The following is a 21546-nucleotide window of genomic DNA, read 5'->3' as shown; positions in this document are numbered from 1 at the left end:
TACTCCCGCCGCTCGCCGCTCTCCATGGCGTCACCGTCGAAATACCTGGTCACACCGGTCATTTCCCATCGATCAGGCGTACAGTGAGAGCACCGGGAGTACTTCGCGCACCGGCTTTCACGCGGGTGTCATTTCCGGCGATCGCCTAAAAACCGGGCTGCCGACGGGCGGCCCGGGGGCAGGTCCGCATGATGACCACGACACTCGATCGGACCGCGCCCCGCGATCTCGCCGCAGAGTTCCCGGCCCGCTTGTCTCTCACCCCGAAGACCACACTCGCCGGCCAGCTGGACGGGGCCTGGTGGCCACACTCCCGCGACCTCGCAGCCGAGCTTCCACCACTCGCCGCTGCCCTGGCCGAGCCCTGGGGCCGCGTCACCCGCGTCACGGTGAGCCCAGTCCGCTGGCCGGTTGTCCCGCACACGGTTGCTGTGGACGGGCGTTTGCTGCACGTGGGCTGGTTCACCGAGCAGGATCCCGACAAGCTGATTCTGTTCTCGTACTCCGTCGGCCGCTGGGATCTCCTCGTCATCCCGCCCGAGACTGTACCCGCAGCTGCGGCCCGCCTGATGGCCGCCGCAGCGATCCCGGGCGGCGTCCTCACTGCCGGCGTCCTGATGGCCAACGAAGCCGGCATCGGCCGCGGCATCCGGGACGCCGTGCGCGGGGAAGCCACCTGGGAGAGTGAAGGCGGGGCCTGCATGTCCCCCTTCGGGGACGCGATGGGCAGACGCGTCGTCCCGCCCGGAAGCACCTGGAGGTGAGGGACATGGAGACCATCGTCTTCATCGGGCTGATCATCCTCGCGATCACCGCTGGAGTGTGCTGGATACACCTGCTGAACGCCCAGCACGACGCGCGGATCGCGGCTTACCACTTCAGTGACCCCCTGCCGAGACCTCCCGGTCTGCCGGACGACACCGGTCGTCGAGCCCACCGCACGGATGCCGGCCGGTGAGGAACAGACCTTCCTCCGACCGGGGGCAGCGGCCGGGGCGCGATGGTGCCCCCGGTCGCCGGCTTCTCGCCCACCCTGAAGGGGACACGCCCACGTGAAGTACATCGAGACCCAGACACTGCCATCGCTCGGGCACGCCGAGGTACGGATCATCGCGCACACGCCCGAAGTCGCCCGAGCGGTCGCGGAAGCCCTTCGCGGCTGCTTCGCCGGCGCGGAACAGCGCAGCTATCCCGGCCTCGACGGCGACACCCGCCTCCACCTCACTGTGGACACGGCAACCCCCGCCGGCCCTGCCCGCTCCTGGCTGGCCGCCAGCCGGACCCCCGTCGGCGCCGGCGCCCACTCCGACGAAACCTGAGTGCCCCGACGTAGCTCGGCAACGATCTGCTCGCAGCGGCACTGGCTCGAAGCCAGACCGCGGAGGGGCTGCGGCGTACCTGGTTTCGGTAGACCGGGATTGGACGCTGTGCCCGGGGTGCAGTGTCGTTTCAGCGGTCAATCCGCCTCTCGCTCGGGGGGAACTCCGTGTCGGGGGCCTGTTCCTGAGGGTGCGTCGGCCGGGTACAACCGATCCGCGATGATCATGATGCAGGCCGCGACTGCGGCCGCCGCAGCTCTCGCCCAGTCCCCGCCCGCCACCGCCGCCCGGCGATCGTTGTGGTCGCCCCCCCCGCAACGGGCACATCCTGGCCGCGGCGAACAATCCGCCCTCTGCTCAGGGCGCGTTGCCCGAAGCGCTGACGTACCCGCCGCAGCGCCCCCGGACGGTCTATTTGGGACTGCAAGGAGTCAGTGTGACGGCCGCGTGGGTCGGCGACGATACGACGGTTGGTGATACGCCGGGGCGTGAGAGCGAGCCACAAGGTCCGATCGCTGCGACCGGCCCATGGGGCTGAGTGGGCTCAGCTCGTTTTCCGCGCACCAGGGGCGAAGGGCGAGAGCGGTCGGGCTTGCAGAGCGTGGACGGACCAGTCGAGCACCGGCTGAAGGCTCTCCGGACCGGGCCAGCCGTTGATCACCGCGAGCAGCGAGAAGTACCGCTCTCTGCGCGGGTCGTTCATACGTTCCAGCCGGGTCAGGAGCTGCCCCCGGGACTCGGCATCGTCCCGGGATTCGAGAAGAGGCGTGCAGCGGGTCATCAGGGCCGAGACGATCGGATCGGCCTGGGGTGAGGCCGGTTCGATGCCGGCTGCCACGGCCGGGGCGATCTGGTCGCGGACGATCGCAGCCAAGTCCCTGTGCGGGCTGGGTGGAGTGTCCGCGATGTGCCCGGCCGCCTGGTCCTCGACCAGGTGTCGCACATAGGTACGGAATTCCGGGTCTTCGGTCAGTTCGGCCAGTTCCACCCACGCTTGGACCTGTTCCGCATCGGGGTCTTCCGGCAGGTACGGAGTCATCGAGCGCATGGGCCCCGCGAACACGGAGCCGGTTCCCACGCCGCCGAAGGCGGCGTCGAGGAAGTCACCGACCAGCCGTCGGCGCTCCGTTTCGGAGAGCTTGGCCAGTTTGTGCATCAGATTCGTCTCCTCGGGGGTGGCCTCACGCCTCGCCACAGCAGTCAGCACTGCGCGCCGCAGCCGCAGGATCCGGATCTGCACGTCCAGCGCCTCGGCATGCGCCGCGGCAACTGCCGACAGCGTGAGTTCGCGGTCCATGACCTTTCGGATGGCAGCAAGTTCCAGTCCCAGGTCACGCAGGGTTCGGACAAGGTCCAGGCGCGCGACGGCGCCGTTGTCGTAGAGGCGGTAGCCGGCCGGACTGCGGTCCGTGGGCGGTACGAGCCCGCAGTCGGAGTAGAACCGGATGGTCTTGACCGTGGCACCGGTTCGCCGGGCCAGCTCGCCGATCGAGTAGAGCGTGTGGCCGTTCATGTCCCCACCTTCAGGTCTCCCCCTGCTGGAGACTCAAGTACCCCCCACGTGTGCCGGGCGAAGCCACCGCGGGGCACACGACCCTGTGAGCGCCCAAAGCGCCAACACGATTGGTGGAGTGCAGCATCGACCGGCTCAAGCGACACCCGGCCGTCGTCACGAGTCCGTCAACTGCTGGGCGACAGACGGGTACCGGGCGCTGTCGCCCGCATCAATACACCCGAGCGCCCGTTCCAGGAGCTGCAGAACTTCCGAGGCATGGGTCAGTACGGCCGTGTACGCCTGGGCGTGGGGTTCATGACGCTGTTCTCAGTACGGTCGATGATCGGCCGGCCGCGGCGTCACGCCCATTCAGGCCGTCTGAACCGGCTGCTCCCTTTCCGTGTTGCCTACGTGTTGAGCACCGCCCACTCCAGTCCGAGGGCGGCGAGTTGCTGGAATTGGTCCAGCGGGGCGCCCCTGGACCGGCGGCTGTGCAGGCTCCGCTGAGCAGCGCGCAGAAGGTAGGTGAAGCCGTTGTCATGGCGGGTTGTGTGCCGCAGGATCCTGGAATGGCCCACTGGGAGATCATTGTGCAATACGTCAGGACCGACGGCACCTACATCGACACTGTCGCCACCGTCCAGGGTTCCCGCGACGACGCGCAGGCGGCGCTCGACGATGCCGCCCGCACCTTCCGCCCGAGCTCGATGCTGCGGGAGAAGGGGCGGCGGGTCTACCGGCATTCCGACGGCGTTTCCTACTACGTCCGCATCACCGGCTCCTTCTCCACCAGCCACCTGCTGTTCAGTAGCGTGGAGCTGATCCAGAGCATCGGCGCTCCGCAGCCCGCCCTCACATCCGACCTCCCCCCGGAATAGTCCCAACCGCCCCGATCCCTCCGCAGCCCGAAGTCGCGCCAAGCCTCGACCCTGCCGAGCAGCACCACGATGGAGCGCGCGCCCATAAAGAGGAGGGGACCTGGCTCGCATGCCGCTGGCGCGGCCTGGTTCCGGATCACGCCCGCGCCCCCTTTCGGCGACGGGCGGCACCCCGAGATGGTCACACGCCACAGCCCTCCACCAAGGGCACTTCGGATCACTGCGTGATTGCGCTACGCCGCACCCCTGACGGGGGTCTGTTCTGTGATGTGCAGGGCGGCATGTATCGGGGCGATGGGGAGGAACGTTCAGGACACTCCGCTACGGGGACTTCCGCGCGCGTTGATTGCACCGTCTGCGTTATACGGTCATTTGTGGCGCTTTAGCCGCGCCTCAATCTCAGCTCATCTGCCGTGGTGAAACGCGGAGCTCCGGCGACGCTCATGGCGTGCAGCCCGACATGCCGTGGGACGCGAAGCTTAGGTACAGAGAGGTGCTCGATGAAAGCGATTGTGGTGACGGACGAGGCCGCGGGAACGGCTGGGATGACGCTGACGGAGCGGCCGGAGCCGGAGGCGTCGGGGAACGATGTCCTCGTTGAGGTACATGCGTCGGGATTCACCCCCGGCGAGCTGACATGGCCCGGAACCTGGACCGATCGCCTTGGGCGGGACCGCACGCCGTCGATCCCCGGCCACGAGGTGGCTGGCGTGGTCAGCGCGCTCGGCTATGGCACGAGAGGGCTGTCGGTGGGACAGCGGGTGTTCGGCCTCGCGGACTGGGCTCGTGACGGCACCCTGGCGGAGTACGTGGCTATCGAGGCGCGTAACGTCGCGCCGCTGCCGGGCGATGTCGATTTCACGGTGGGGGCCAGCCTGCCGATCTCGGGCCTGACCGCGTGGCAGGGACTGTTCGTGCATGGCCGCTTCCAGGTGGGGCAGAGCGTCCTCGTGCATGGTGCGGCCGGTGGAGTCGGCTCGATGGTGACGCAGCTCGCCAAAGAGGCCGGCGCCTACGTCATCGGCACCGGACGCGCCGCCGACCGGCAGACCGCACTCGACTTCGGCGCGCACGAGTTCGTCGACCTCGACAACGACGAGCTGAAAGACGTCGGCGGAGTCGACCTGGTTTTCGACGTTATCGGCGGCGACATCGGGAAGCGGTCCGCGGGTCTGGTTCGAGCCGGAGGAATGCTGGTGACCATCGCCGGCCCGCCCGAGGCGAAGCCGACGGACGGCCTGGCGGTTGACTTCGTCGTCGAGGCCGACCGCCCCCAACTGAGTGAGATCGTCCAGCGAGTGCGGGACGGACGAGTGCGGACAAACATCGGCAAAGTCGCGGCCCTCGACGACGCCGTTGCCGCCTTCAACCCGACGGAGCGGATCAAGGGCAAGACCATCATCCGCGTTCGTCCATAAGGACGCAGAGACAGCAGAGACCCCGTCACGACGTACCGGGGTCGTTGAGCGGTATGCGGCCGACATCAGCACCGTCTACTGCCGGTCCGACGGCCTGGGCTCACTGCAGGTGCCGTGTGAAGAACTGGGCCGCGGCGTCCCCCGCGAACTGCGGAACGCCGGTGTGACCGCCCATATCGGCGTGCCGGACTTCTCCTTGGAACCGAAGGCGTCAAACAGGTCCAGGGCCGCTTGCCGGTCGTTACCTTCGTCGTCCCAGTGCAGCAGGACATGCAGCGGAATAGTGACCTGCCGGGTTGAGTGCTGCGCGAGAGCTAGCCCGGAGTGTGCAGTCCCGTCAGGAGTCGGTCGAGTGCCTGTTCAGCGGCGTGTGGGTCCCCGCCTCGTGCGATCCAGTGCGCGGTCTCGTTCATCGCCCCCGAGAGCAGCCGGGTCAGGGGTTCCACCGGTTGGTCGGCGATGATCCCGGCTGCGGCGAGTGCTTGCAGGGCCTCCGAGAGGTGTCTGGCGGAGGAGGCTTCGTCCAGGGCTCGCCATTCGTCCCAGCCGAGCACGGTTGGGGCGTCGAGAAGCAGGATTTGCCGCACCGCCGGGTCGGTCCCGGCGGCCAGGAAGGCCCGGCAGCCGGCCCGGAGTTGCTCCCAGAGGTCGTCGTACTGCTCGGCCGCGGTTGCGACTCGCTCGCCCAGTTCCTGCTGGACCTCGGCGACGACGGCCCGGAAGAGTCCTGCCTTGCTGTCGAAGTGGTGGTAGGCGGCACCCTTGGTGACCCCGACGGCCTGTGCCACCTCGGCGAGCACCACGTGGTGGTACCCGTGGGCGGCGAACCGGCGCCGTCCTTCGACAAGCAGCGCTTGCCGTGTGAACGCCCGCTGCTCTGCCCGACTGACCGCCATCGCGCGCACCGCCTTCCCGTTTCGCGTACCCGAGGTATGCTAGCGGCATTGGTTCACATACCTTGGGTATGTGAAGAGAAGTGAAGGACCTCTGCCATGACGAACGAACTCACGATCAGGGCCACGCCCACGCCCACGCTCGGCAGCTTCTACCCAGTGGTCGCCACCCGGGACGTGGCCGCCTCCCGCGACTTCTACACCCGCCACCTCGGATTCGAGGTCACCTTCGAGATGGACTGGTACGTCAGCCTGCGCCGCCCCGACGCCCCGCAGTACGAACTGGCCCTCCTCGACCATGCCCACCCGACCGTCCCCGAGAGCCACCGGGTCGCACTCCGGGGCGGCTTGCTGCTGAACTTCGAGGTGGACGACGTGGACGCCGAGCACAAGCGCCTCGTGGCGCAGGCGGGCCTGCCCGAGGTACTGCCGCTGCGGACAGAGGAGTTCGGACAGCGCCACTTCCTCGTCGCCGCCCCCGACAATGTGCTGATCGACGTCATCACCGTCGTCCCTCCCAGCGAGGAGTACGCCGGCCACTACACCGACGACTGATACCTCTACCGCAGGCCGCAGCAATGGTCTCAGGACCCTCCGCCGCGGCCCCCTGCTACGGGCCGCCGGCTGATGGCCCGAACGCCACTTCTTCACCGGGTGGCGGCGCAGTGGGCTTGTCGCTTGGTGCGGGGTGTTGGGCGCCAGGTGGCCACGAGCGCGGCTGCCAGCAGTAGTTCGCCGATGTCTCCGCCGTAGTACATGATCTCCGCGCCGCCTTGGATCTGCTCGGCAGAGGCGCGGACACCGAGGTAGAGACCGGCATACATCATCTGCGCCAGGATGGCGTGCGCGGCGATCGCGATGCCCAGGACGACCAGCCGGGTGGGCACGCCCGGCCGGGCAGGAGCGGGGTCGGGACCGGCGATGACCCACGCGAACAGACACCCTGAGAGCAGGAAATGGGCGTGAAGGATCTGGTGCCAGAGCATCTGCCCGTCCATCGCCTCGTACAGAGGTGTGAAGTACAGGGCACCGAGTGTTCCCACGCTCAGCACCAGTGCGAGGGCGGGGTGAGTGATCACCCGCAGCGGGCGGCTTCGGAGGATTCCGGACAGCTTTCGGGCCCGGTCTGTCGGCAGCGTGCGCAGCAGGAGGGTGACCGGAGCCCCGAGGACGAGGGCGAGGGGAGCGTACATGCCGACCAGCAGGTGCTGGAGCATGTGGCCGCGGAAGTCTTCGTGGGCGAAGGGTGCCACCGGCGGCAACTGAGCCAGCGCGAGGAGACCAAGGCCGGTCAGGAACCAGCCGGTGCGCCAGCGGCTCCATCCGGCTACCGGGTTGCGGTGGCGGGCGACGGCCGCCAAGAGCAAGTACAGCGAGCCCAGCGCCAGGAGCGCGGTCACCGGCAGCATCACGTCCAGCAGCGTGCCCGGGCCGGCGTGGTGCTGCTCCGCGGGATGGCTGTTCATGCGGCGGCGGAGCCGGGCTGTGACGACTCGCCTTCACCCTCGGGGTCGAACGGCCGGCTGCGGCGCTGGATGGCCCAGCCCCCTGCGACGAACAACGCGCCCAGGAGAAGGAAGCCCGCGTCCCACCATGCCTGCTGTGCTCCGGCGTAGACATGATGGATGCCGAGGATCTGATGGTCGACGAGGCCCTCGACGATGTTGAACAAGCCCCAGCCGACCAGGATCCAGCCCCACAGAGCGGGTGAGGTCCAGACCCGACGCCGGTGGTCGGTCACACGTGAGTACAGCAGGGCCAGTCCCGCAAGGACGGCGACCCAGCAGACGGCGTGGAAGATGCCGTCCCACACCGTGTTCATCTTCAGGCCGTCGACGGTGGTCGCGGGGTAGTACTTCACACCGATCCGGTCGTGATTCGTGCTGGTGAGCATGTGGTGCCACTGCAGAAGCTGGTGCAGCACAATGCCGTCGACGAACCCGCCGAGCCCCACTCCAAGGGTGAGTCCTGGCAGCTGGAGGCTCCTGCGTGGAGCACTCGCGTACGTACTGCCGCTGGTAACGGCCATCACGACTCCCTTACTCCGGTCAGTGCTCGGCGTTCAAGGACCACGGCGGTACCCCCGTCGTGCGCAGCGTCACGTCCGGCTCCCGCCGATTGCCCGTGCGCCGGTCCAGCGGAATACCACGCTGTTCAAAGGATTGGACGTCATGCCAGGGCCTTCCTCAGCGAGGGGCAGGGTGAAGTACCTCGCAATCGCACTAGAACTACTCCGACTCCGCAAGAGCACCAATTGCCCATGCTTCGCGGGTCTCAAAAGCGCCCCCTTTGCACACGCCCGGTCAGCGGCACGGCTGCCACATCTGGTGCAATGGCGCGGGGCTGGGCCTTTCGTGCCCCGCATGGTCGACCGAAAAGCAGACTCGGCGGCCGGGCAATGACGGCCGGTTGATGCGGTAGAGATCCGGCTCTCGCAGCACGAAAATTCGGGTGACAGGTAAACACCCGCGGCACCCGAGCTGACCGTGCTCCTTGCTTGCCGTCGTGTCCCGCCGATATCGGGAGTGAGAGGAAGTGACGGCTGAGTGCCGAGTGTCGAAGGCCGCAGTGGTCGCCAACGGGACCAGTTGCGCCTGCCGGTTTGCCTACCTGGGTCGAGCGCATACACACCTACCTGCACGACACTGCATACCGCCAGGGCCCAGCTGACGTCATGTGCCGGTAGTGGAGTTCCGCTCGTTCGTGTCGGTGCATACATCGTCTCGCACCGCAGCACGAGAACGGCGATGTTGACGATGAAGAACACCACGAGCAGCAGAAGAACCAGTGTGGAAACGCCAGGGTGGCAGCACTTCCAGTGAGGGCGAGGAGAATCGACAGCGCGGTGGTCACCGCGATCGCGACCCAGGGGGTGGGACGGCCGGGAAGCACGTTGGTCAGCCCGGCGGGCAGCAGTCCATCGCGCGCCATGCCATAGGCGAGCCGGGAGGACATGACGCCGGTGAGCAGAGCACCATCGGCAACGGCGACGAGCGCGATCGCGCTGAAGAGCCAAGTCGGTACGCCCCCTGCCGCTTTGACGACTTCGAGCAGCGGCCCGCTGGACTCGGCGAGTTCGCCGGTCGGTACCGCCGCGGCAGCAGCGATGCCCACGAGTACGTACACGACGCCCGCTGTGGCGAGCGCGCCGAACAGGGCGCGGGGGTAGGAGCGGCGCGGATCCTTGCCGCCGTCAGCCATGGCCGGGACGAGGGCAACGCCGAGAGGTACCCACACAGCGCCGCCGGTATCGGCGGCGACCTGACCCACAAGAACGTATACGCCCCGGCACCAAGGACATCGCCCTTGCGGGGGCGGCTCGGCGGTGCAGGTTTTGATCCCTTGTTGCCGTAGCCGTGTATCTCGTGAGGCGTCAGACGGTCGCCAGTTGAAGTGTGCAGGGCCGGACGTCATACGGGACCGGTAGGTCGAGGAGACAATGCTTCCCCGTACGGCTTGTCACGGACGGCGCACGGCGGAGTCAGTGAAGATTCCGCCGTGCGCCGTCATCCCTTGTGAGGGTTCACTGCAGTGTTCCGACTAGCCCTCGTGTCCCTTGGGGCCGTCGTCACCGTCATCACCGTCGTGGCCGTTCGGCTTGTCGCCGTAGCCGTAGTGCTCGCCGGGCTTGCCGTCGTGACCGGGCTTGTCGCCGTGGTCACCGTGGCCGGGCTTGCCGCCGTGGTGCTGCCCGTGGCCCGGCTTGTTGTCGTGACCCGGCTTGTCGCCGTGGTCCTGGCCGTGGCCGGGCTTGTTGTCGTGGTTGCCGTGGCCCGGCTTGTTGTTCCCGTCGTGCCCGCCCACAGGGCCGCCGTTGCCGCCCGCGGTGTTGCCGGACGTGTTGCCCTGCGTGTTCCCGGAGGTGGTGTTGCCCGCGGTGTTCCCGGAGGTGTTCCCCGACGAGTTGCCCGCGGTGTTGCCGGAGGTGTTGCCCGCGATGTTGCCCGAGGTGCCGCCGCTGACGACGCCGACGACGGGGCCGCCCAGCAGGCCTCCGCTGACCAGACCGCCGGTGAGCAGACCGCCACTGGTGGTCGTGCCGGTGGTGGTGCCGGTCGTCGTCCCCGTGGTGGTACCGGTGGTGGTGCCGGTCGTCGTGCCGGTGGTGGTGCCGGTCGTGGTGGTGCCGGTGGTCGTGCCGGTCGTCGTCCCCGTGGTGGTGCCGGTGGTGGTGCCGGTCGTCGTGCCGGTGGTGGTACCGGTGGTGGTGCCGGTCGTGGTGGTGCCCGTCGAGCACTCGCCGAGGAAGATCCTGTTGTTGTTGAGGGTCACCTCGCCGTTGCGGGCGAGCGCCCGGCCCTGAATGTTCGCCCCTGCGTTCACGAAGATCGAGGTCAGAGCCATGATCGTGCCCACGAAGGTGGTGGTGGTGCCGATGGTCGCCGAACTACCGATCTGCCAGTACACGTTGCACGGCGAAGCGCCGTTCGTGAGGAGGATCCGGCTGCTCGTTGCCGTCGTGAGGGCTTCAGGAATCTGGAAGACCCAGACCGCGTTGGGGTTTCCCCCGGCGTTCAGGACCAGGTCGCCGGTGAGTCCGACACCCGAGGTGGCCGTGTGGACACCCGGGAGCAGTTCCTGGCCTCCGCCGATTCCCGCCGGAAGTGCGAAGTCCTGAGCCTGGCCGGCCGCCTGGTTGTACGCCACGACCAGGTCGCTCTTGGCCTGTGCGGCCTGAGCGTCCGCCGGGTGCACGGCACCGAGCACCTGCCCGGGCGGGAAGCCCGTGATGGCCGGGTTCGGGTGCGTCCCGAGGTCGTTGCTGAGCAGTGTGGGGCCGGTGTTGGTGACTCCCTGGCCTGCCAGAACCGAGTAGCTCGCGGTGGTGCCCAGAGGTACGGGGATCGCGATGGCCATCGCCTGCGTAGACGTCATGACGACCATCGCAGCGGCAACCGTCGTGGCAAGGGCCGAGGCCAGAATGCCTGACACAGTACGGCGGTTTGCCGCTTGACGGATCTTCAGCTTCATCTAAGGGCCATTTTCTGTGGGGGGCCGTGGCACACCGGGCCCTAACCGACAGCCCGGAAGCCTTGCTGATGCCGATGAATATTACGCAAGAGATTCCCCGAGGCAACGATGAGACATCGAAAATTGGGTAATTGATTAAGATTCGATGGCGCGATATGCAATGCATATTAGTGAATTCATGTCGGCGATCATCCGACATACCCGCCGAATGCGCGGCGCCCTTAGCTCGCATGAGGGAGCATCATCCACTTGCCTTCTCTGCCTGGCCATCGCTGTCCTGCCAGACGGCCTCGATGAGGCCTTCTGTGGGGAGTGCGTCAAGGACGGCAGCGGTGTCGGAGGCCAGGTCCGGCCACACGGCCACACGGCCAGGCGAGCGCGGGGGAGCGAGCGCGGCGCGAACCGTATCGATGGTGTCGCTGGTGAGGCGATGCCATCGTGAGGCGTTCTGCACGTACTCCTCTTCCAGGATTCCCACGCGGCCGGAGGCAACTGCCCTGTAATGGCCGGCCCAGAAGTCGTCGTCGGCCGACCGTAGAACGCCGTCTTCGTCGGTTTTGAAGTCGTAGGGAGAAGCGTCCAGGCGCTCTGGAAACAGTCCGAGCTCGCGGGTGGTGGCAAGCGCCCCTGGCCGGGCTGGCTGCTGCCGACCTTGAGGTACTGGACCCACCCGACGTGCACGGTGAACGCCCCTTCCACCTCCGGCCGGCACCAGGCATCACTTTCTCGCAGCATGAGCCGCACCAGCTCCAACCCGGCCCGAGGCCCTCCAGCGCGACAAGAACCGCGACCAGAACGGAGACCAGAGGCCCGGCGACTGCCAGTGAATGGCGGCTCGTTGAGCGGGCGGGGAGTGAGGGGGCTCTCCAACGCCGAGATCGGGGCGCGGCTGCACCTGGTCCAGGGCACGGTGAAGGCCCGCGTCAGCGCCTCCCTCGGCAAACTCGGCGGACGCAACCGGGTGGCGGCTGCCATCGCCGCCTACGAAGCGGGCCTGACGGGCCGTGACGGTTGACGGGGTGCGGGGGCAGGCCGATCTGCCAGATCTTCTGGCTGTTCGTCGGCGATGAACAGCCAGGTCCGTCCGCTCTGGTTCGACTACGCTGGTGGCGGTATCACACCTGAACGAAGGACGCACATGGCTCGCCCCTACAACCCCGGACCGAAACAGTTCGTCTTCGCTGTCGGTGATGGCAACGACCAACAGGTCTCCGTGGGCGACCCTCAGGAAGCGTACGTAGCGTTCTCTGCGTTCTTCCGTGATCGAGATTCTGGCACCTACACCATCAAGGATGAACCGTCGGGGCAGAGTTTGGTACTCATGCCCGGGCAAGGTGTGATCTCCCGGATGAAAGATGCGGACCAACCTCGGTCGGAATACCTCCAGGTCGACAGGGCCAATCGCTACCTTCCGAGCGCGATGCTGTTCTTCGAGAACGGATATGCCGGTCTTGACCGCTTCGGTCAGTGGTTCTCCGACCTCGCCGACCTCGACGCGTCACCGGAGACTCGCGGTGCCGCCCGCGCCGCCACGATGACGACGGAAGCAGCGGCGATCGAAGAAATCGCTCGGATCTGGGCAGATTCGGGCTATGTGGACCCGAGCGACCAGTACTACATCTTCTTCGACTCGCATGATGTCGACGACGACCGAGCCGAACGAGCCGAACTGCTCACGTTGATGGAGTTCCTCGGTATCGAACGAGTCGACGCCCCGGCCGAGGCCGCCGGAGGCGAAGTCTGGGTGCGCACCGACCCACGCCTCGACGCCGAATGTGCACGGTGGTCGTGAACAGAGGGGTGGGGCTGCAGCATCGCCGTGATGCCGGCCGGTGCCGTTCCGGGAACACCTGAGTCCATGAGAGACATCGTCTTCACGCGCATGAGCGGCTGGATCCCGAACGTGATCCGCGAAGACGGCGAGCTGAAGGTGATGCTCGCTGCCGGGGCCGACGCCAACCACGAGCCTCGCACGTTCACGTTCTCGATAGGCGAAGCCCACCTTGCGGTGATCCGGGAGGACCTGGCCAGGCACCTGCTGTTGTGGAGTGCGGTTCTTCCGCTGTGCGACGACGCCGGAACCCGGGGCCGGCTCGATGAGAACGCTGCCGTCGCGCTCCTGGATCCGATCCTCCTTGCCGCGCCCGCGGATGTCGACGCGCTCTTCCAGCGCATCCGGTGGGACAGAAGCCGGCTCATCGCCCATGGGGCCGACATCGGTCTCCTTGAGCGCGGTCAGCTATGCGCGGCGATGCGAGCGGCGACAGAGACGTCAAACGGGAAACGAGCTCAGGAGTACCAGGCAGACCGCCGTCGCGCCGAGCGCGGAGCAGTACTCGGTCCGCTCGACGCCGCGATTCTGAGGTACACGGGCCAGTATCTGCACGGCGCGACGGTTCCGAGGCGGCTGCCCGATGCCGTAGACCCCGCCCTGCTGCCCGAGGTCCTGGGGGTGATCGCCACTGCGGAGCAGGCGTGCGCCGGGATGCGGATCGGCCGCGATCCGCGACGGGGAAAACGCGCCACGGACAGGCGTGACTGGGATCGGATGAAGACGACGGTCGAAGCGGTCGTGCGCCGTGCACACCCTGAGCTCGTCGATGACGCGGTGCGTACCGTGAGCTTCCTGATGTGCTCGGAGGCCGCGGACCGCTCCAGGAGCCCACCCATGGAGGATGACGAGGAGGCTGCCGGCCACCGCGCCGACTTCGGCGGGAGTGCGAGGAAGACGGCCCTGTCGTTCACCGACGACAAGGGCGTCGAGAAGAAGTGGCTGCGAGACAGCCCCCGCACCGCCGCCGCGGAGTTCTGGGAGTTCGTCGGCGATCGCTCTGCCGCGGACAACGAAGTGTTCACCATCGAGGACGAGGAGATGGGCGAAGGGATCCAGCTCCATTTCTACGCGGACTCCATCGCCCGGATCACGACGCTGCGCGCTGGTGAAGGCAGCTCGGAACCGGAGTACGGGGTCGAGTACAGCCTGGTCGACGGGATCGGCGGATACCGGAACCTGGTGAGCGCCTTCGTCCGCGGCGGCTACGCCGCACTCGAACAGCACGGTCCCTGGATGTCGGATGTCGCCGAGTTCGAGCGCGCGCGTCGGCGGCGCGACGCCCGGTAGTCCCAGCGGGAGCACGCGCACACGCAGTCGGAAGAATTTGCGAAGAGCGGGTGCGGGAGCCCGCGCACTGATCGTTGACCAATCTCATGTTGATGCGAGGTGAAGGACGCGGACTGCCTTCACGACGTCGGTCGTTCGGTTGGTGATGCAGCGGAACTGAGAAGGAGGCGCCGTCCCTTGAGGTTGGCCAAAGTCTGCTCGCCGAGACAGCAGATCTCGCCGTGGGTGGTGTTGTGGCGGCGGTTCCACCGCTTGGGGCGCCGGCCCCTAAGCGGTACGCGGACGGGTCCGCCGGCCATCCCACGAATCCGTCCGAGCCACCCACACCCCCGAATCAACAGTCCCGGAGCAATCCAACCAACTCAAAGATCATTTCGTCAGGAGTTCTGAGCGTCGTCCTCCGGGTCACTTCTTCACCGAGTCCCACGCGCCGGCGTTGAAGCTGCGCAGGAGGGCGATCAGCGCGGCCCCGAGCCGCCAGTCCACACCAGGTGCGTGTACGTGCAGTTTGTCGCCCTTGGACCTGAACTCCAGCGGGACCTGCCCGTTCGCGCGCCACCGGATGCGCCGGGGTGCGCGTGCGAAGCCGCCCTCGTTGCCAGGGACGCTGTCGAAAACACTGACCACGAGGACAACTGTCATCAGGGGCAGCAAGAGCCACCACATCCACCACCAGACGATCCTCCCCTTGAAGCCGACCGCTTCGGAGCCGCCGGGCTGGTGCACGGTCCAGCGGGTGCGCAGGCCCCTGCCGCGGAGCGCCTTCTCGCGCATGAGCGTGCCGATGACCTCGCCGTGCGCGCCGAGCACCTGAAACCTCGCGACGCCGCCGCCGGCCGACAGGGTCACCACGGTGGCCACCCGCTCCCGGCGTTGGTCGTCGGCCCACAGAGCGAACGAACGGGCCCCGCCGCCCCGGGCCGCAAGGTACGCGGACGTGCCTCCCGGCGGCAGTTCGCGCTCCACGTACACGGCCGACGGCGCGGGCCCCGACCCGTCGGAGAAGCTGACCATGCCCGCCACCTTCGCCTGACCCTGGCCGTCGACTCGTCTCGGCCCGCTGTACATGGTCAGTACGTTGCTGCTCATCCGACGTGCTCCCCGTGGTAGTCGCGTGTCCAGGCCGGCCCAGTCTGTCTCACTCGCCACCCAACGGGTCACCCCGCCTTGCCGCAGGGGCAGTTGCCGGTTCGGGTGACAGGTTCAGTCACGCGGCCACGCACCCGGAGTCCTTCATCGACGTCAGTCGGTCCGAGGCTGAGTCGAAGAAGTGACGGACTGCGGTGCCTGTGTGGGGTTCTGTGGCTTGGGCAGCCTGATCAAGCAGGACCGCTGAATTGAGCGCGCCGACACGATCAGCCGGCCTCCAGCCCCCGGCGCAGGGTTCCCGTGGAGTGCGTGCCCGGCTGCCCTACGACGACGGTTTCATCGCCAGCTCCTCGTTGACCGCCTTCTCGCATTCGGCGCTGTTGTCCGAGGCCTGGAAGTGGATCGCCAGGTACGTCTCGGGCCGGCCGTGGCAGCCCCCCAAAGTCCAGCCGTTCCTTTTCAGGGGCGTGACGGCTGAGCCCTGCTGTGTGAGTTCCTGTGTCTGCCTCCAGCCGGCCTTCTTCAGGGCCGCCAGTGTTTTGTCGTAGGTCTTCTGCGGGTCGGCGGCCTTCTTGTCGTCCGTCAGCCGAGAGACCGCTCACTTGGCGAGGGAAGCCGGGCGGCCCTCGGTGAACGGCTCGGCGGCGGGGAGCAGCACGCAACCGGTCGGAGGGTACTGCCGGTTGCGTCGAGCCCCCGTGGAGAGGCGTCTGCCATGTTGTCGAAGACCCTCGTTGCGATCGGGGGAGTCCGAGCCACGTCGGGCAGTCCTACGTGACCTCCGCCGGCCGGGCGACCTGCTGACACCCCAGCGGTCGACATGGATCTTCGCGCCTGCGCCCTTGGTCGATGCCGATCCAGTCCCGTCCTCCGCCCAGGGCGCCGGTCGTTTGCACACTGCGTACGCCGACAGGGCACCCTGCGGGTGACACGCCGCTCGGCCGAGCCGCGCTGGAGCGGCTGCTGGCGTAGGAAGGATCTTGCCGGTCACCCAGAGCCTTCTTGAGGGGCATACGGTGGCAGCACTAGGTCGGAAGCGTCTCATCAGGTCGCTGGCAGTCCTTGCTGCACTCTGCTTAGGCGCCAGCCTTGTACTGGCCTTTTTCGCCTTGGCCTCTCCGGACTGTCGTGCTACGCCAGACGAGCCCACTCCGTCTGCGTCTGTGTCCGCGAGCTTCGAGGAGTCAGCGAGCCCCGGATCCGAGGAACCATCGAGCCCGGATAGCTGGGAGTCCGCGCTTCCTTCGGTCCCAGCTGCCGAGCCGTCGAGCGCCCCTCCCGATGGGGACGCGACGGCTGACGGAGACACGACCAGCGCCACGGACGTCGCGCTTGCCGGAGCGGCTGTCGCATCTGCCTTCGGCGGCCTTTGCAGCGGTATCGCAGCGATCATGGTCGCTAGGCGGACGCCCCGGCGACGCCCTTGACCTCAGCACCCGTACTCACGGGAGTGTGTCGCGATGGGCACACCCTGCGCGTCAGCGCCATGCCTGCCCTGCACCGCCGGTCGTCAACTCTGACGGCATGCTCAACGCGAGCATCGCCCAGCCCTGTGTCCAGCAGCCGACGCGCGCCGCATCAGCGCCTGAGCGATCTCATCGCCGTCCCCGCGTGGTCGTCGTGGGCGTCTGCGACATGAATTTCGACTACATGCCCGGCCGAACCGGCCGTCGATGGCGGCCGGTCTTTCCATAGCCCGTAGAGACGTTCCGCCGGGTTCACGGGGGCCGACGCGGCCCCCCGGCAGGCGGTGCAGGAGATGCCATGGAGCCTCCCATGGTGGTCGGACGCCATGGGCGACATGATGGAGAAAGGGCCGGGAAGGTCGACGCCGGGCGGTTGTCCCGAATCAATTCCGTATCCCGGAGTTTCCGCAGAGGATGCGGGACGATTACGGAATTTCCGCCGCGCGCACGCGGCAATCACGATGATTCGGCTTCTTCGAGGTGGTGGGTCATTCGGCCGAAGCCGCACCGCACGGCCGGTTTGTCACATGAGCGCGATCAGGAACTCTCGACCCGCTTCAGCGAACGGAGGCTCATCATGGCAGCGGAAAACGCCCTGCGGAATGTGGTCCTGGTCCACGGAGGATTCGTGGACGGGTCCGGCTGGCAGGGCGTCCACGAACCCCTCGTGGACGCGGGCTACAACGTCAGCATCGTGCAGAACCCGACCCAATCCCTGGCAGGCGACGTCGCGGCGACGCTCCAGGTCGTCGCGGAGCTGGACGGCCCTGCCGTGCTGGTGGGGCATTCCTACGGAGGTGTCGTGATCACCGAGGCGGGACGGGACTCCAGGGTTTCCGCACTCGTCTACGTCGCGGCCTTCGCGCCGGACGAGGGTGAGTCGGTCAACTCCCTGATCGCGGACCCGCCGCCGGGTGCGCCCGTGCCACCGATCCTCCCTCCGAAGGATGGCCAGCTCTTCCTCGACCGCGAGCAGTTCCACGCCTCGTTCGCCGGTGACCTGCCCGAGGCGCAGGCCCGCTTCATGGCGGACTCCCAGGTGCCGTGGGGAGTCGAGGCTCTCCAAGGCGCCGTCAGCGAACCGGCCTGGCGCACCAAGCCCAGCTGGTACCTGGTCGCTGCCGACGACCACATGATTCCTCCGCCGGCCCAGCGGGCGATGGCCGAGCGCGCGGGCGCCACCGTCAACGAGATCCCGGGTAGCCACTCCGTCTACGTGTCGCAGCCCGCTGCAGTCGTCGACATGATTCGGCAGGCCACGGCCGCGTAGCCCGCCACGACCGCCCCTGGGCCGGGCAGGTCCCCCGGCCCCCCGTCGGGGCGGAGGTTGTGAATCCAGTGCACCCGACGTGGCCGGCCAGTCTCCGCTGCATCGTTATGGAGGAAGGGGGCGGGAAGCCCTCGCTTCGATGGCGCCTGCCCGAAGGGCCTGCCGTCGAAGCGGGGCATCAGGGCTCAATGAGCCGCCGTTGGCGCGGGAAGGCACCCGCGCGAGAAATCGTGCGTCGAGGAGGATTCCGTGCCGGTTGAACTGGACATTCTGGCGCCGCCCAAGCGGGTGGCGGAACGTCTCGCACGGTGGGAGGCGGCGCTTGACGAGGTGGTCGAGCCGAAGGGGGCTGGATCGAATCTGCGTGTTGCGACGTGGAATCTGCGCGCCTTCTCCGGTTTGACCAAGGCGTGGACCACGCCGGAAGGGGCTTCACCGAAGCGGAACTTCACCGATGTGCGGGTCATTGCCTCGGTGGTGAGCCGGTTCGACGTGGTGGCGGTGCAGGAGGTACGTGGCGATCTTCGGGGCCTGCGTTACTTGCTCAGGGCGTTGGGGGAGGACTGGGCGTTTGTCCTGACCGATGTGACCGAGGGGAGGGCGGGCAACAACGAGCGTCTCGCGTTCCTGTTCGACACGCGGCGGGTCAAGCTGTCGGGTCTGGCGTGCGAGCTGGTCGTCCCGCTGGAGCAGGAGGCGGGTGTTCCCGCGGGTGATCTGGACCGGCAGTTCGCGCGCACGCCGTATGCGGTCAGTTTCCTCTCCCAGGGGCAGACCTTCACCCTGGTCACGTTGCACGTCCTGTTCGGTGAGAAGGCTGCTGACCGGGTGCCGGAGCTGCGGGCGATCGCCGAGTGGCTGGCCGGCTGGGCGGAGCGGGAATTCGGCTGGGACCACAACCTGATCGCGCTGGGCGACTTCAACATCGACCGGGCGGGCGACCCGTTGTTCGAGGCGTTCACCTCCACGGGGCTGGTGCCCGCACCGGAGTTGGAGGGGCTGCCGCGGACTATTTTCGACGACCCGGGTGCCGAGCATTTCTACGACCAGATTGCCTGGTTCACCCACGGCCAGGAGCGCCGGCCGGTGTTGACGCTGGACGCGGTCGGCGGAGGTCATGTCGACTTCGTCCCGGAGCTGCGGGGGAACGGCACGCTCAACGACCTGTCGTGGCACATCTCCGACCACTACCCCCTCTGGGTGGAGTTCGCCATTCCCAGCGGCTGAGTTTGGCACCTCTGGTGCGGCGGACTGTGTCTGGTCGTCCGGTTGACCGCCCTGGCTGTTACTCATCGGTGAGTGTCAGTGGGCGCCCGTACGCTCAGGCCGTGAACATTGATGATCTTGAGTGGCAGGTTCGGCGTAACGGCGGAGTTCCTCCAAGGCTGGTCAACCTGCTGTTGGAGCGGGGGCATCTGGAGCTTCTGATTGGGGCGGCGGCGGAGCGGGGGGAGTGGTTCTGCGCGGAGACGGCGGCGCGGGAACTCTGTAGGTTCGGCGAGTTCGAGCGGGCTCTGGGCGTGCTGGAGCCATTCGCCGCGATCGGCTGGCGGCCGGCGCGGTGGGCGAGTGCGGACGTCCTGCTCCACGCAGGCCGGGTGCAAGAAGCGCTGGAACTGGTCCGTCCGGACGACGTGGCGCGGGAGCCGGAGCATGTGTGCCGGAACTTCGCGGAACTGCTGGTCAAGGTGGGGCGGGTGGATGATGCGATCGCCGTCCTTGCACCGCATCTCGACCGGGGGTGGATGCTGTCCGCCCTGGTCGAGCTGACGCAGGGGCAGGGCCGTGAGGAACAGGTGCTGGAACTGATCGCGCCAAGGGCCCAAAGGGCCCGCAGCGCCCGCGCCGAAGGCCGGTGGAATGACGACGCCAGCAACGCGCAGGAACTGCAGGCCCAGGTCCTGGAACGTGCGGGGCGCGTCGACGAGGCGGTTCAGGTGCTCGGAGCGGACATAGCCGCCGGCCGCTACCTGACCCAGAACACGCTCGTTGCCTACGCCGAGCTCCTCCAGTGCCAGGGGCGCATCGAGGAGCTGCGCGCACTGGGGACCGGAAAGCAAGCGCGCACCGTTCTCCCCTTCTACGCCAGGGCCCTTGAGGGCCTTGGGCGGACTGAGGAGGCGGAGGCTGTTCTGCGGCACTTCATCGCCTGCGACGAATACCCGGGCCGCTTCCGCTGGCCCCTGATCGACCTGCTGGGCCGTCAGGGCCGACTGGAAGAGGCCGTCGAGGTGGGACGCCCCACGTTCGACGGCGACGATGCATGCCTCCTCGAAAGCGTCATCCACCTTCTGTTCGAGGCCGGACGTCCTGATGACGCTGTGGCACTTCTCGATGAGCGTGATGCCGAGTTCATCGCGGAACACCCGTCCTGGTTCCACTCGAACCGACTGTGGCTGCTGGCTGAGGCCGGCCGATACGAGGAGGCCCTCGCCTACGCCGCGACTCTGCCGTCGGACCTTTACGGACTGACGGCCAGCACCGCAGGGGTACTGGAGCAGTCGGGACGCGTCGAAGAGGCCCTCGCCCTGCTACGGGCCGACGGCCACGTGCCGGCGTGGGAAGTAGCCGAACTCCTGATCAAGCAGGGACGCGCCACGGAAGCGATCACCGGCATGCCATCCCTCTCCGAACTCCACGAGGCCAGTCGCCGGCGCGACGCCGCGATCCAGGCCACCCGCGGTCCTAACGAGCCTCCCTTCTAGCAGGACTCCGTGAAGTCCGGGACCGTTGCTGCCGTTCTCGCCGACCGGCAGGAACGGGCCACGGTGCCGACCTGCAGACACGTCAACAAGAAGCTCGCCAACTACCTGAAGTGCAGGCAGCTGCTTCCCGGCTACGAGAACGCGCCTCTCGGCTTCCGATTCACGAAGTCCGGAATGGATACACGTTTCCGGGCCGCGCTTGAGGAACGGTTCGAGCAGCTAAGGAAAGACCACCCTGGACTCGACCTCAGACTGGAGATCACAGATTGAGCTACCCCTTCGAACTAGGCGGCGAGACGCTCTGGGACGCGGGCTATCACAGCGGACAGTTGTACGTCTTCCTCGCGCGAGGTGCTGCTGAGTTCCTGGAGCTTCCATCCGGGCTGACAGCCAATCCACAGGGCGGATGTGACGTGGAGTCGGAGCCGTTTCGGGCCTTCGTCGAGGGTCTGTACGGCATGTACTCATCTACCACGAACGAGGTCCTGCACGGTTTGGCGCAGGGCCTGTTGGTGACCTCGCTCGTTCTGCTCGAGCGCGCGGGGGGAGTGATCACCCTGCGGCCCCCGCATGTGGCCCTCTGGGAAGAGAGGGACGCCCTCGCACGCACCATGGCGTAGCGTTGGTACAACTCGCAGCAGCTCCGCCGGAATCAGAACGGCGGGGCTGTGCGCCAGTATGCGGCTGGACGCGCTGCAGCACTGCAGTTCGATCCCCGCATCCGACCCGCCACACCACTTGTGCTGTGAGCGCCGGTACCGGGACGTTGACGGCACCCGTCCGTCCGCATATCCGGTCAGGCGCACGGTTCAGGTACGTTCCGGCGTACGGCCGGTGCAGAGTTCGACGGGGGTAGTACTCACACACAGCCGTCGACGAGAAGCATTTCGGCGACCGCCTGTTCCCAGACCGGCCCACAGC

General features: G+C 67.5%; 22 protein-coding genes and 2 pseudogenes. 14 read left to right on the top strand and 10 right to left on the bottom strand.

Going from position 1 to position 21546, the window contains the following annotated elements; all coding sequences use genetic code 11:
* Positions 1-191 precede the first annotated feature (191 nt).
* From ACQPWZ_RS00520 to ACQPWZ_RS00510, 3 genes are all read left to right on the top strand, one after another.
* Positions 192-764, top strand: coding sequence for a DUF5994 family protein (locus tag ACQPWZ_RS00520; RefSeq protein WP_433570224.1), 573 nt, complete (start codon positions 192-194; stop codon positions 762-764).
* Between the two features lie 5 nt (positions 765-769).
* Positions 770-958, top strand: coding sequence for a hypothetical protein (locus ACQPWZ_RS00515; protein WP_340471090.1), 189 nt, complete (start codon positions 770-772; stop codon positions 956-958).
* 94 nt (positions 959-1052) lie between these two features.
* Positions 1053-1319 carry a hypothetical protein gene (locus ACQPWZ_RS00510; RefSeq protein ID WP_356706260.1) on the top strand — a complete coding sequence of 89 codons (267 nt, stop codon included), beginning with the start codon at positions 1053-1055 and terminating at the stop codon, positions 1317-1319.
* Positions 1320-1863: 544 nt separating this feature from the next.
* Here ACQPWZ_RS00510 and ACQPWZ_RS00505 read toward each other — a convergent pair.
* Both ACQPWZ_RS00505 and ACQPWZ_RS00500 read right to left on the bottom strand, forming a co-directional pair.
* A complete protein-coding gene (locus tag ACQPWZ_RS00505; RefSeq protein ID WP_433570223.1) occupies positions 1864-2832 on the bottom strand; it encodes a MerR family transcriptional regulator in 969 nt (322 codons plus the stop codon).
* A gap of 389 nt (positions 2833-3221) precedes the next feature.
* A complete protein-coding gene (locus tag ACQPWZ_RS00500) occupies positions 3222-3392 on the bottom strand; it encodes a hypothetical protein (protein ID WP_433570222.1) in 171 nt (56 codons plus the stop codon).
* Here ACQPWZ_RS00500 and ACQPWZ_RS00495 point away from each other — a divergent pair.
* A complete protein-coding gene (locus ACQPWZ_RS00495; RefSeq protein ID WP_356706263.1) occupies positions 3384-3692 on the top strand; it encodes a hypothetical protein in 309 nt (102 codons plus the stop codon). The genes ACQPWZ_RS00500 and ACQPWZ_RS00495 overlap by 9 nt on opposite strands.
* A 500-nt stretch (positions 3693-4192) precedes the next feature.
* Positions 4193-5110, top strand: coding sequence for an NADP-dependent oxidoreductase (locus ACQPWZ_RS00490; protein ID WP_433570221.1), 918 nt, complete (start codon positions 4193-4195; stop codon positions 5108-5110).
* A gap of 100 nt (positions 5111-5210) precedes the next feature.
* Here ACQPWZ_RS00490 and ACQPWZ_RS00485 read toward each other — a convergent pair.
* Together ACQPWZ_RS00485 and ACQPWZ_RS00480 are read right to left on the bottom strand one after the other, a co-directional pair.
* Positions 5211-5404 (bottom strand): annotated as a pseudogene (locus ACQPWZ_RS00485) (alpha/beta hydrolase); the annotation flags it as partial.
* 20 nt (positions 5405-5424) lie between these two features.
* A complete protein-coding gene (locus tag ACQPWZ_RS00480) occupies positions 5425-6006 on the bottom strand; it encodes a TetR/AcrR family transcriptional regulator (protein WP_433570220.1) in 582 nt (193 codons plus the stop codon).
* 96 nt (positions 6007-6102) lie between these two features.
* Here ACQPWZ_RS00480 and ACQPWZ_RS00475 point away from each other — a divergent pair, with 96 nt between their 5' ends.
* Complete coding sequence (locus ACQPWZ_RS00475) at positions 6103-6558, top strand: VOC family protein (RefSeq protein ID WP_433570219.1); 456 nt, start codon at positions 6103-6105, stop codon at positions 6556-6558.
* A 92-nt stretch (positions 6559-6650) separates the two neighbouring features.
* Here ACQPWZ_RS00475 and ACQPWZ_RS00470 read toward each other — a convergent pair whose 3' ends face one another.
* The 5 genes from ACQPWZ_RS00470 to ACQPWZ_RS00450 form a co-directional block, all read right to left on the bottom strand.
* Positions 6651-7469, bottom strand: coding sequence for a cytochrome c oxidase assembly protein (locus ACQPWZ_RS00470; RefSeq protein WP_433570218.1), 819 nt, complete (start codon positions 7467-7469; stop codon positions 6651-6653).
* A complete protein-coding gene (locus ACQPWZ_RS00465) occupies positions 7466-8032 on the bottom strand; it encodes a DUF2243 domain-containing protein (RefSeq protein WP_433570217.1) in 567 nt (188 codons plus the stop codon). The genes ACQPWZ_RS00470 and ACQPWZ_RS00465 overlap by 4 nt, the downstream gene beginning before the upstream one ends.
* Before the next feature lie 602 nt (positions 8033-8634).
* Positions 8635-9204, bottom strand: coding sequence for an APC family permease (locus ACQPWZ_RS00460; RefSeq protein WP_433570216.1), 570 nt, complete (start codon positions 9202-9204; stop codon positions 8635-8637).
* A 339-nt stretch (positions 9205-9543) separates the two neighbouring features.
* Positions 9544-10878, bottom strand: coding sequence for an ice-binding family protein (locus tag ACQPWZ_RS00455; RefSeq protein WP_433570215.1), 1335 nt, complete (start codon positions 10876-10878; stop codon positions 9544-9546).
* Positions 10879-11215: 337 nt separating this feature from the next.
* Positions 11216-11452 (bottom strand): hypothetical protein, encoded by a 237-nt coding sequence (locus ACQPWZ_RS00450; RefSeq protein ID WP_433570214.1) that lies wholly within the window; start codon positions 11450-11452, stop codon positions 11216-11218.
* A 360-nt stretch (positions 11453-11812) separates the two neighbouring features.
* On the opposite strand from ACQPWZ_RS00450, the pseudogene ACQPWZ_RS00445 reads away from it, so the two are divergent.
* The 3 genes and pseudogenes from ACQPWZ_RS00445 to ACQPWZ_RS00435 all read left to right on the top strand — a co-directional run.
* Positions 11813-11989: pseudogene (locus ACQPWZ_RS00445) on the top strand (LuxR C-terminal-related transcriptional regulator); the annotation flags it as partial.
* Between the two features lie 123 nt (positions 11990-12112).
* Positions 12113-12766 carry a hypothetical protein gene (locus ACQPWZ_RS00440; protein WP_433570213.1) on the top strand — a complete coding sequence of 218 codons (654 nt, stop codon included), beginning with the start codon at positions 12113-12115 and terminating at the stop codon, positions 12764-12766.
* A gap of 66 nt (positions 12767-12832) precedes the next feature.
* Complete coding sequence (locus ACQPWZ_RS00435; protein ID WP_433570212.1) at positions 12833-14095, top strand: DUF6357 family protein; 1263 nt, start codon at positions 12833-12835, stop codon at positions 14093-14095.
* 405 nt (positions 14096-14500) lie between these two features.
* Here ACQPWZ_RS00435 and ACQPWZ_RS00430 read toward each other — a convergent pair whose 3' ends face one another.
* Complete coding sequence (locus tag ACQPWZ_RS00430; protein ID WP_340471077.1) at positions 14501-15184, bottom strand: hypothetical protein; 684 nt, start codon at positions 15182-15184, stop codon at positions 14501-14503.
* A 2043-nt stretch (positions 15185-17227) separates the two neighbouring features.
* On the opposite strand from ACQPWZ_RS00430, the gene ACQPWZ_RS00425 reads away from it, so the two are divergent.
* From ACQPWZ_RS00425 to ACQPWZ_RS00405, 5 genes are all read left to right on the top strand, one after another.
* On the top strand, positions 17228-17920 hold the full coding sequence (locus ACQPWZ_RS00425) for an alpha/beta fold hydrolase (RefSeq protein WP_433570211.1): 693 nt from the start codon (positions 17228-17230) through the stop codon (positions 17918-17920).
* A gap of 249 nt (positions 17921-18169) precedes the next feature.
* Entirely contained in the window at positions 18170-19147 is a 978-nt protein-coding gene (locus ACQPWZ_RS00420) for an endonuclease/exonuclease/phosphatase family protein (RefSeq protein WP_433570210.1), read from the top strand.
* 101 nt (positions 19148-19248) lie between these two features.
* The gene (locus ACQPWZ_RS00415) at positions 19249-20625 is read left to right on the top strand and encodes a tetratricopeptide repeat protein (protein ID WP_433570209.1); all 1377 of its coding nucleotides are present in this window, start codon (positions 19249-19251) and stop codon (positions 20623-20625) included.
* Between the two features lie 9 nt (positions 20626-20634).
* Complete coding sequence (locus ACQPWZ_RS00410) at positions 20635-20895, top strand: hypothetical protein (protein ID WP_433570208.1); 261 nt, start codon at positions 20635-20637, stop codon at positions 20893-20895.
* Positions 20892-21245, top strand: a complete 354-nt coding sequence (locus tag ACQPWZ_RS00405) for a DUF6086 family protein (RefSeq protein ID WP_340471072.1) — start codon at positions 20892-20894, stop codon at positions 21243-21245. Before ACQPWZ_RS00410 ends, ACQPWZ_RS00405 begins: the two co-directional genes overlap by 4 nt.
* The last annotated feature ends 301 nt before the right edge of the window (positions 21246-21546 follow it).

Source organism: Streptomyces sp. CA-251247 (genome assembly GCF_050952975.1).
Lineage (GTDB): Bacteria > Actinomycetota > Actinomycetes > Streptomycetales > Streptomycetaceae > Streptomyces > Streptomyces achmelvichensis.
The sequence above is the reverse complement of the archived record's forward strand: the minus strand, read 5'-3'. Positions and strand labels throughout refer to the sequence as shown.

Bases quoted from the DNA above. Each gene is read 5' to 3' on its own strand.
- ACQPWZ_RS00465 (WP_433570217.1), bottom strand. From the start codon at position 8,032: ATGGCCGTTACCAGCGGCAGTACGTACGCGAGTGCTCCACGCAGGAGC.
- ACQPWZ_RS00495 (WP_356706263.1), top strand. From the start codon at position 3,384: ATGGCCCACTGGGAGATCATTGTGCAATACGTCAGGACCGACGGCACC.
- ACQPWZ_RS00435 (WP_433570212.1), top strand. From the start codon at position 12,833: ATGAGAGACATCGTCTTCACGCGCATGAGCGGCTGGATCCCGAACGTG.
- ACQPWZ_RS00425 (WP_433570211.1), top strand. From the start codon at position 17,228: ATGGCAGCGGAAAACGCCCTGCGGAATGTGGTCCTGGTCCACGGAGGA.
- ACQPWZ_RS00520 (WP_433570224.1), top strand. From the start codon at position 192: ATGACCACGACACTCGATCGGACCGCGCCCCGCGATCTCGCCGCAGAG.
- ACQPWZ_RS00430 (WP_340471077.1), bottom strand. From the start codon at position 15,184: ATGAGCAGCAACGTACTGACCATGTACAGCGGGCCGAGACGAGTCGAC.
- ACQPWZ_RS00475 (WP_433570219.1), top strand. From the start codon at position 6,103: ATGACGAACGAACTCACGATCAGGGCCACGCCCACGCCCACGCTCGGC.
- ACQPWZ_RS00490 (WP_433570221.1), top strand. From the start codon at position 4,193: ATGAAAGCGATTGTGGTGACGGACGAGGCCGCGGGAACGGCTGGGATG.
- ACQPWZ_RS00460 (WP_433570216.1), bottom strand. From the start codon at position 9,204: ATGGCTGACGGCGGCAAGGATCCGCGCCGCTCCTACCCCCGCGCCCTG.
- ACQPWZ_RS00480 (WP_433570220.1), bottom strand. From the start codon at position 6,006: ATGGCGGTCAGTCGGGCAGAGCAGCGGGCGTTCACACGGCAAGCGCTG.
- ACQPWZ_RS00505 (WP_433570223.1), bottom strand. From the start codon at position 2,832: ATGAACGGCCACACGCTCTACTCGATCGGCGAGCTGGCCCGGCGAACC.
- ACQPWZ_RS00470 (WP_433570218.1), bottom strand. From the start codon at position 7,469: ATGAACAGCCATCCCGCGGAGCAGCACCACGCCGGCCCGGGCACGCTG.
- ACQPWZ_RS00455 (WP_433570215.1), bottom strand. From the start codon at position 10,878: ATGACGTCTACGCAGGCGATGGCCATCGCGATCCCCGTACCTCTGGGC.
- ACQPWZ_RS00440 (WP_433570213.1), top strand. From the start codon at position 12,113: ATGGCTCGCCCCTACAACCCCGGACCGAAACAGTTCGTCTTCGCTGTC.
- ACQPWZ_RS00515 (WP_340471090.1), top strand. From the start codon at position 770: ATGGAGACCATCGTCTTCATCGGGCTGATCATCCTCGCGATCACCGCT.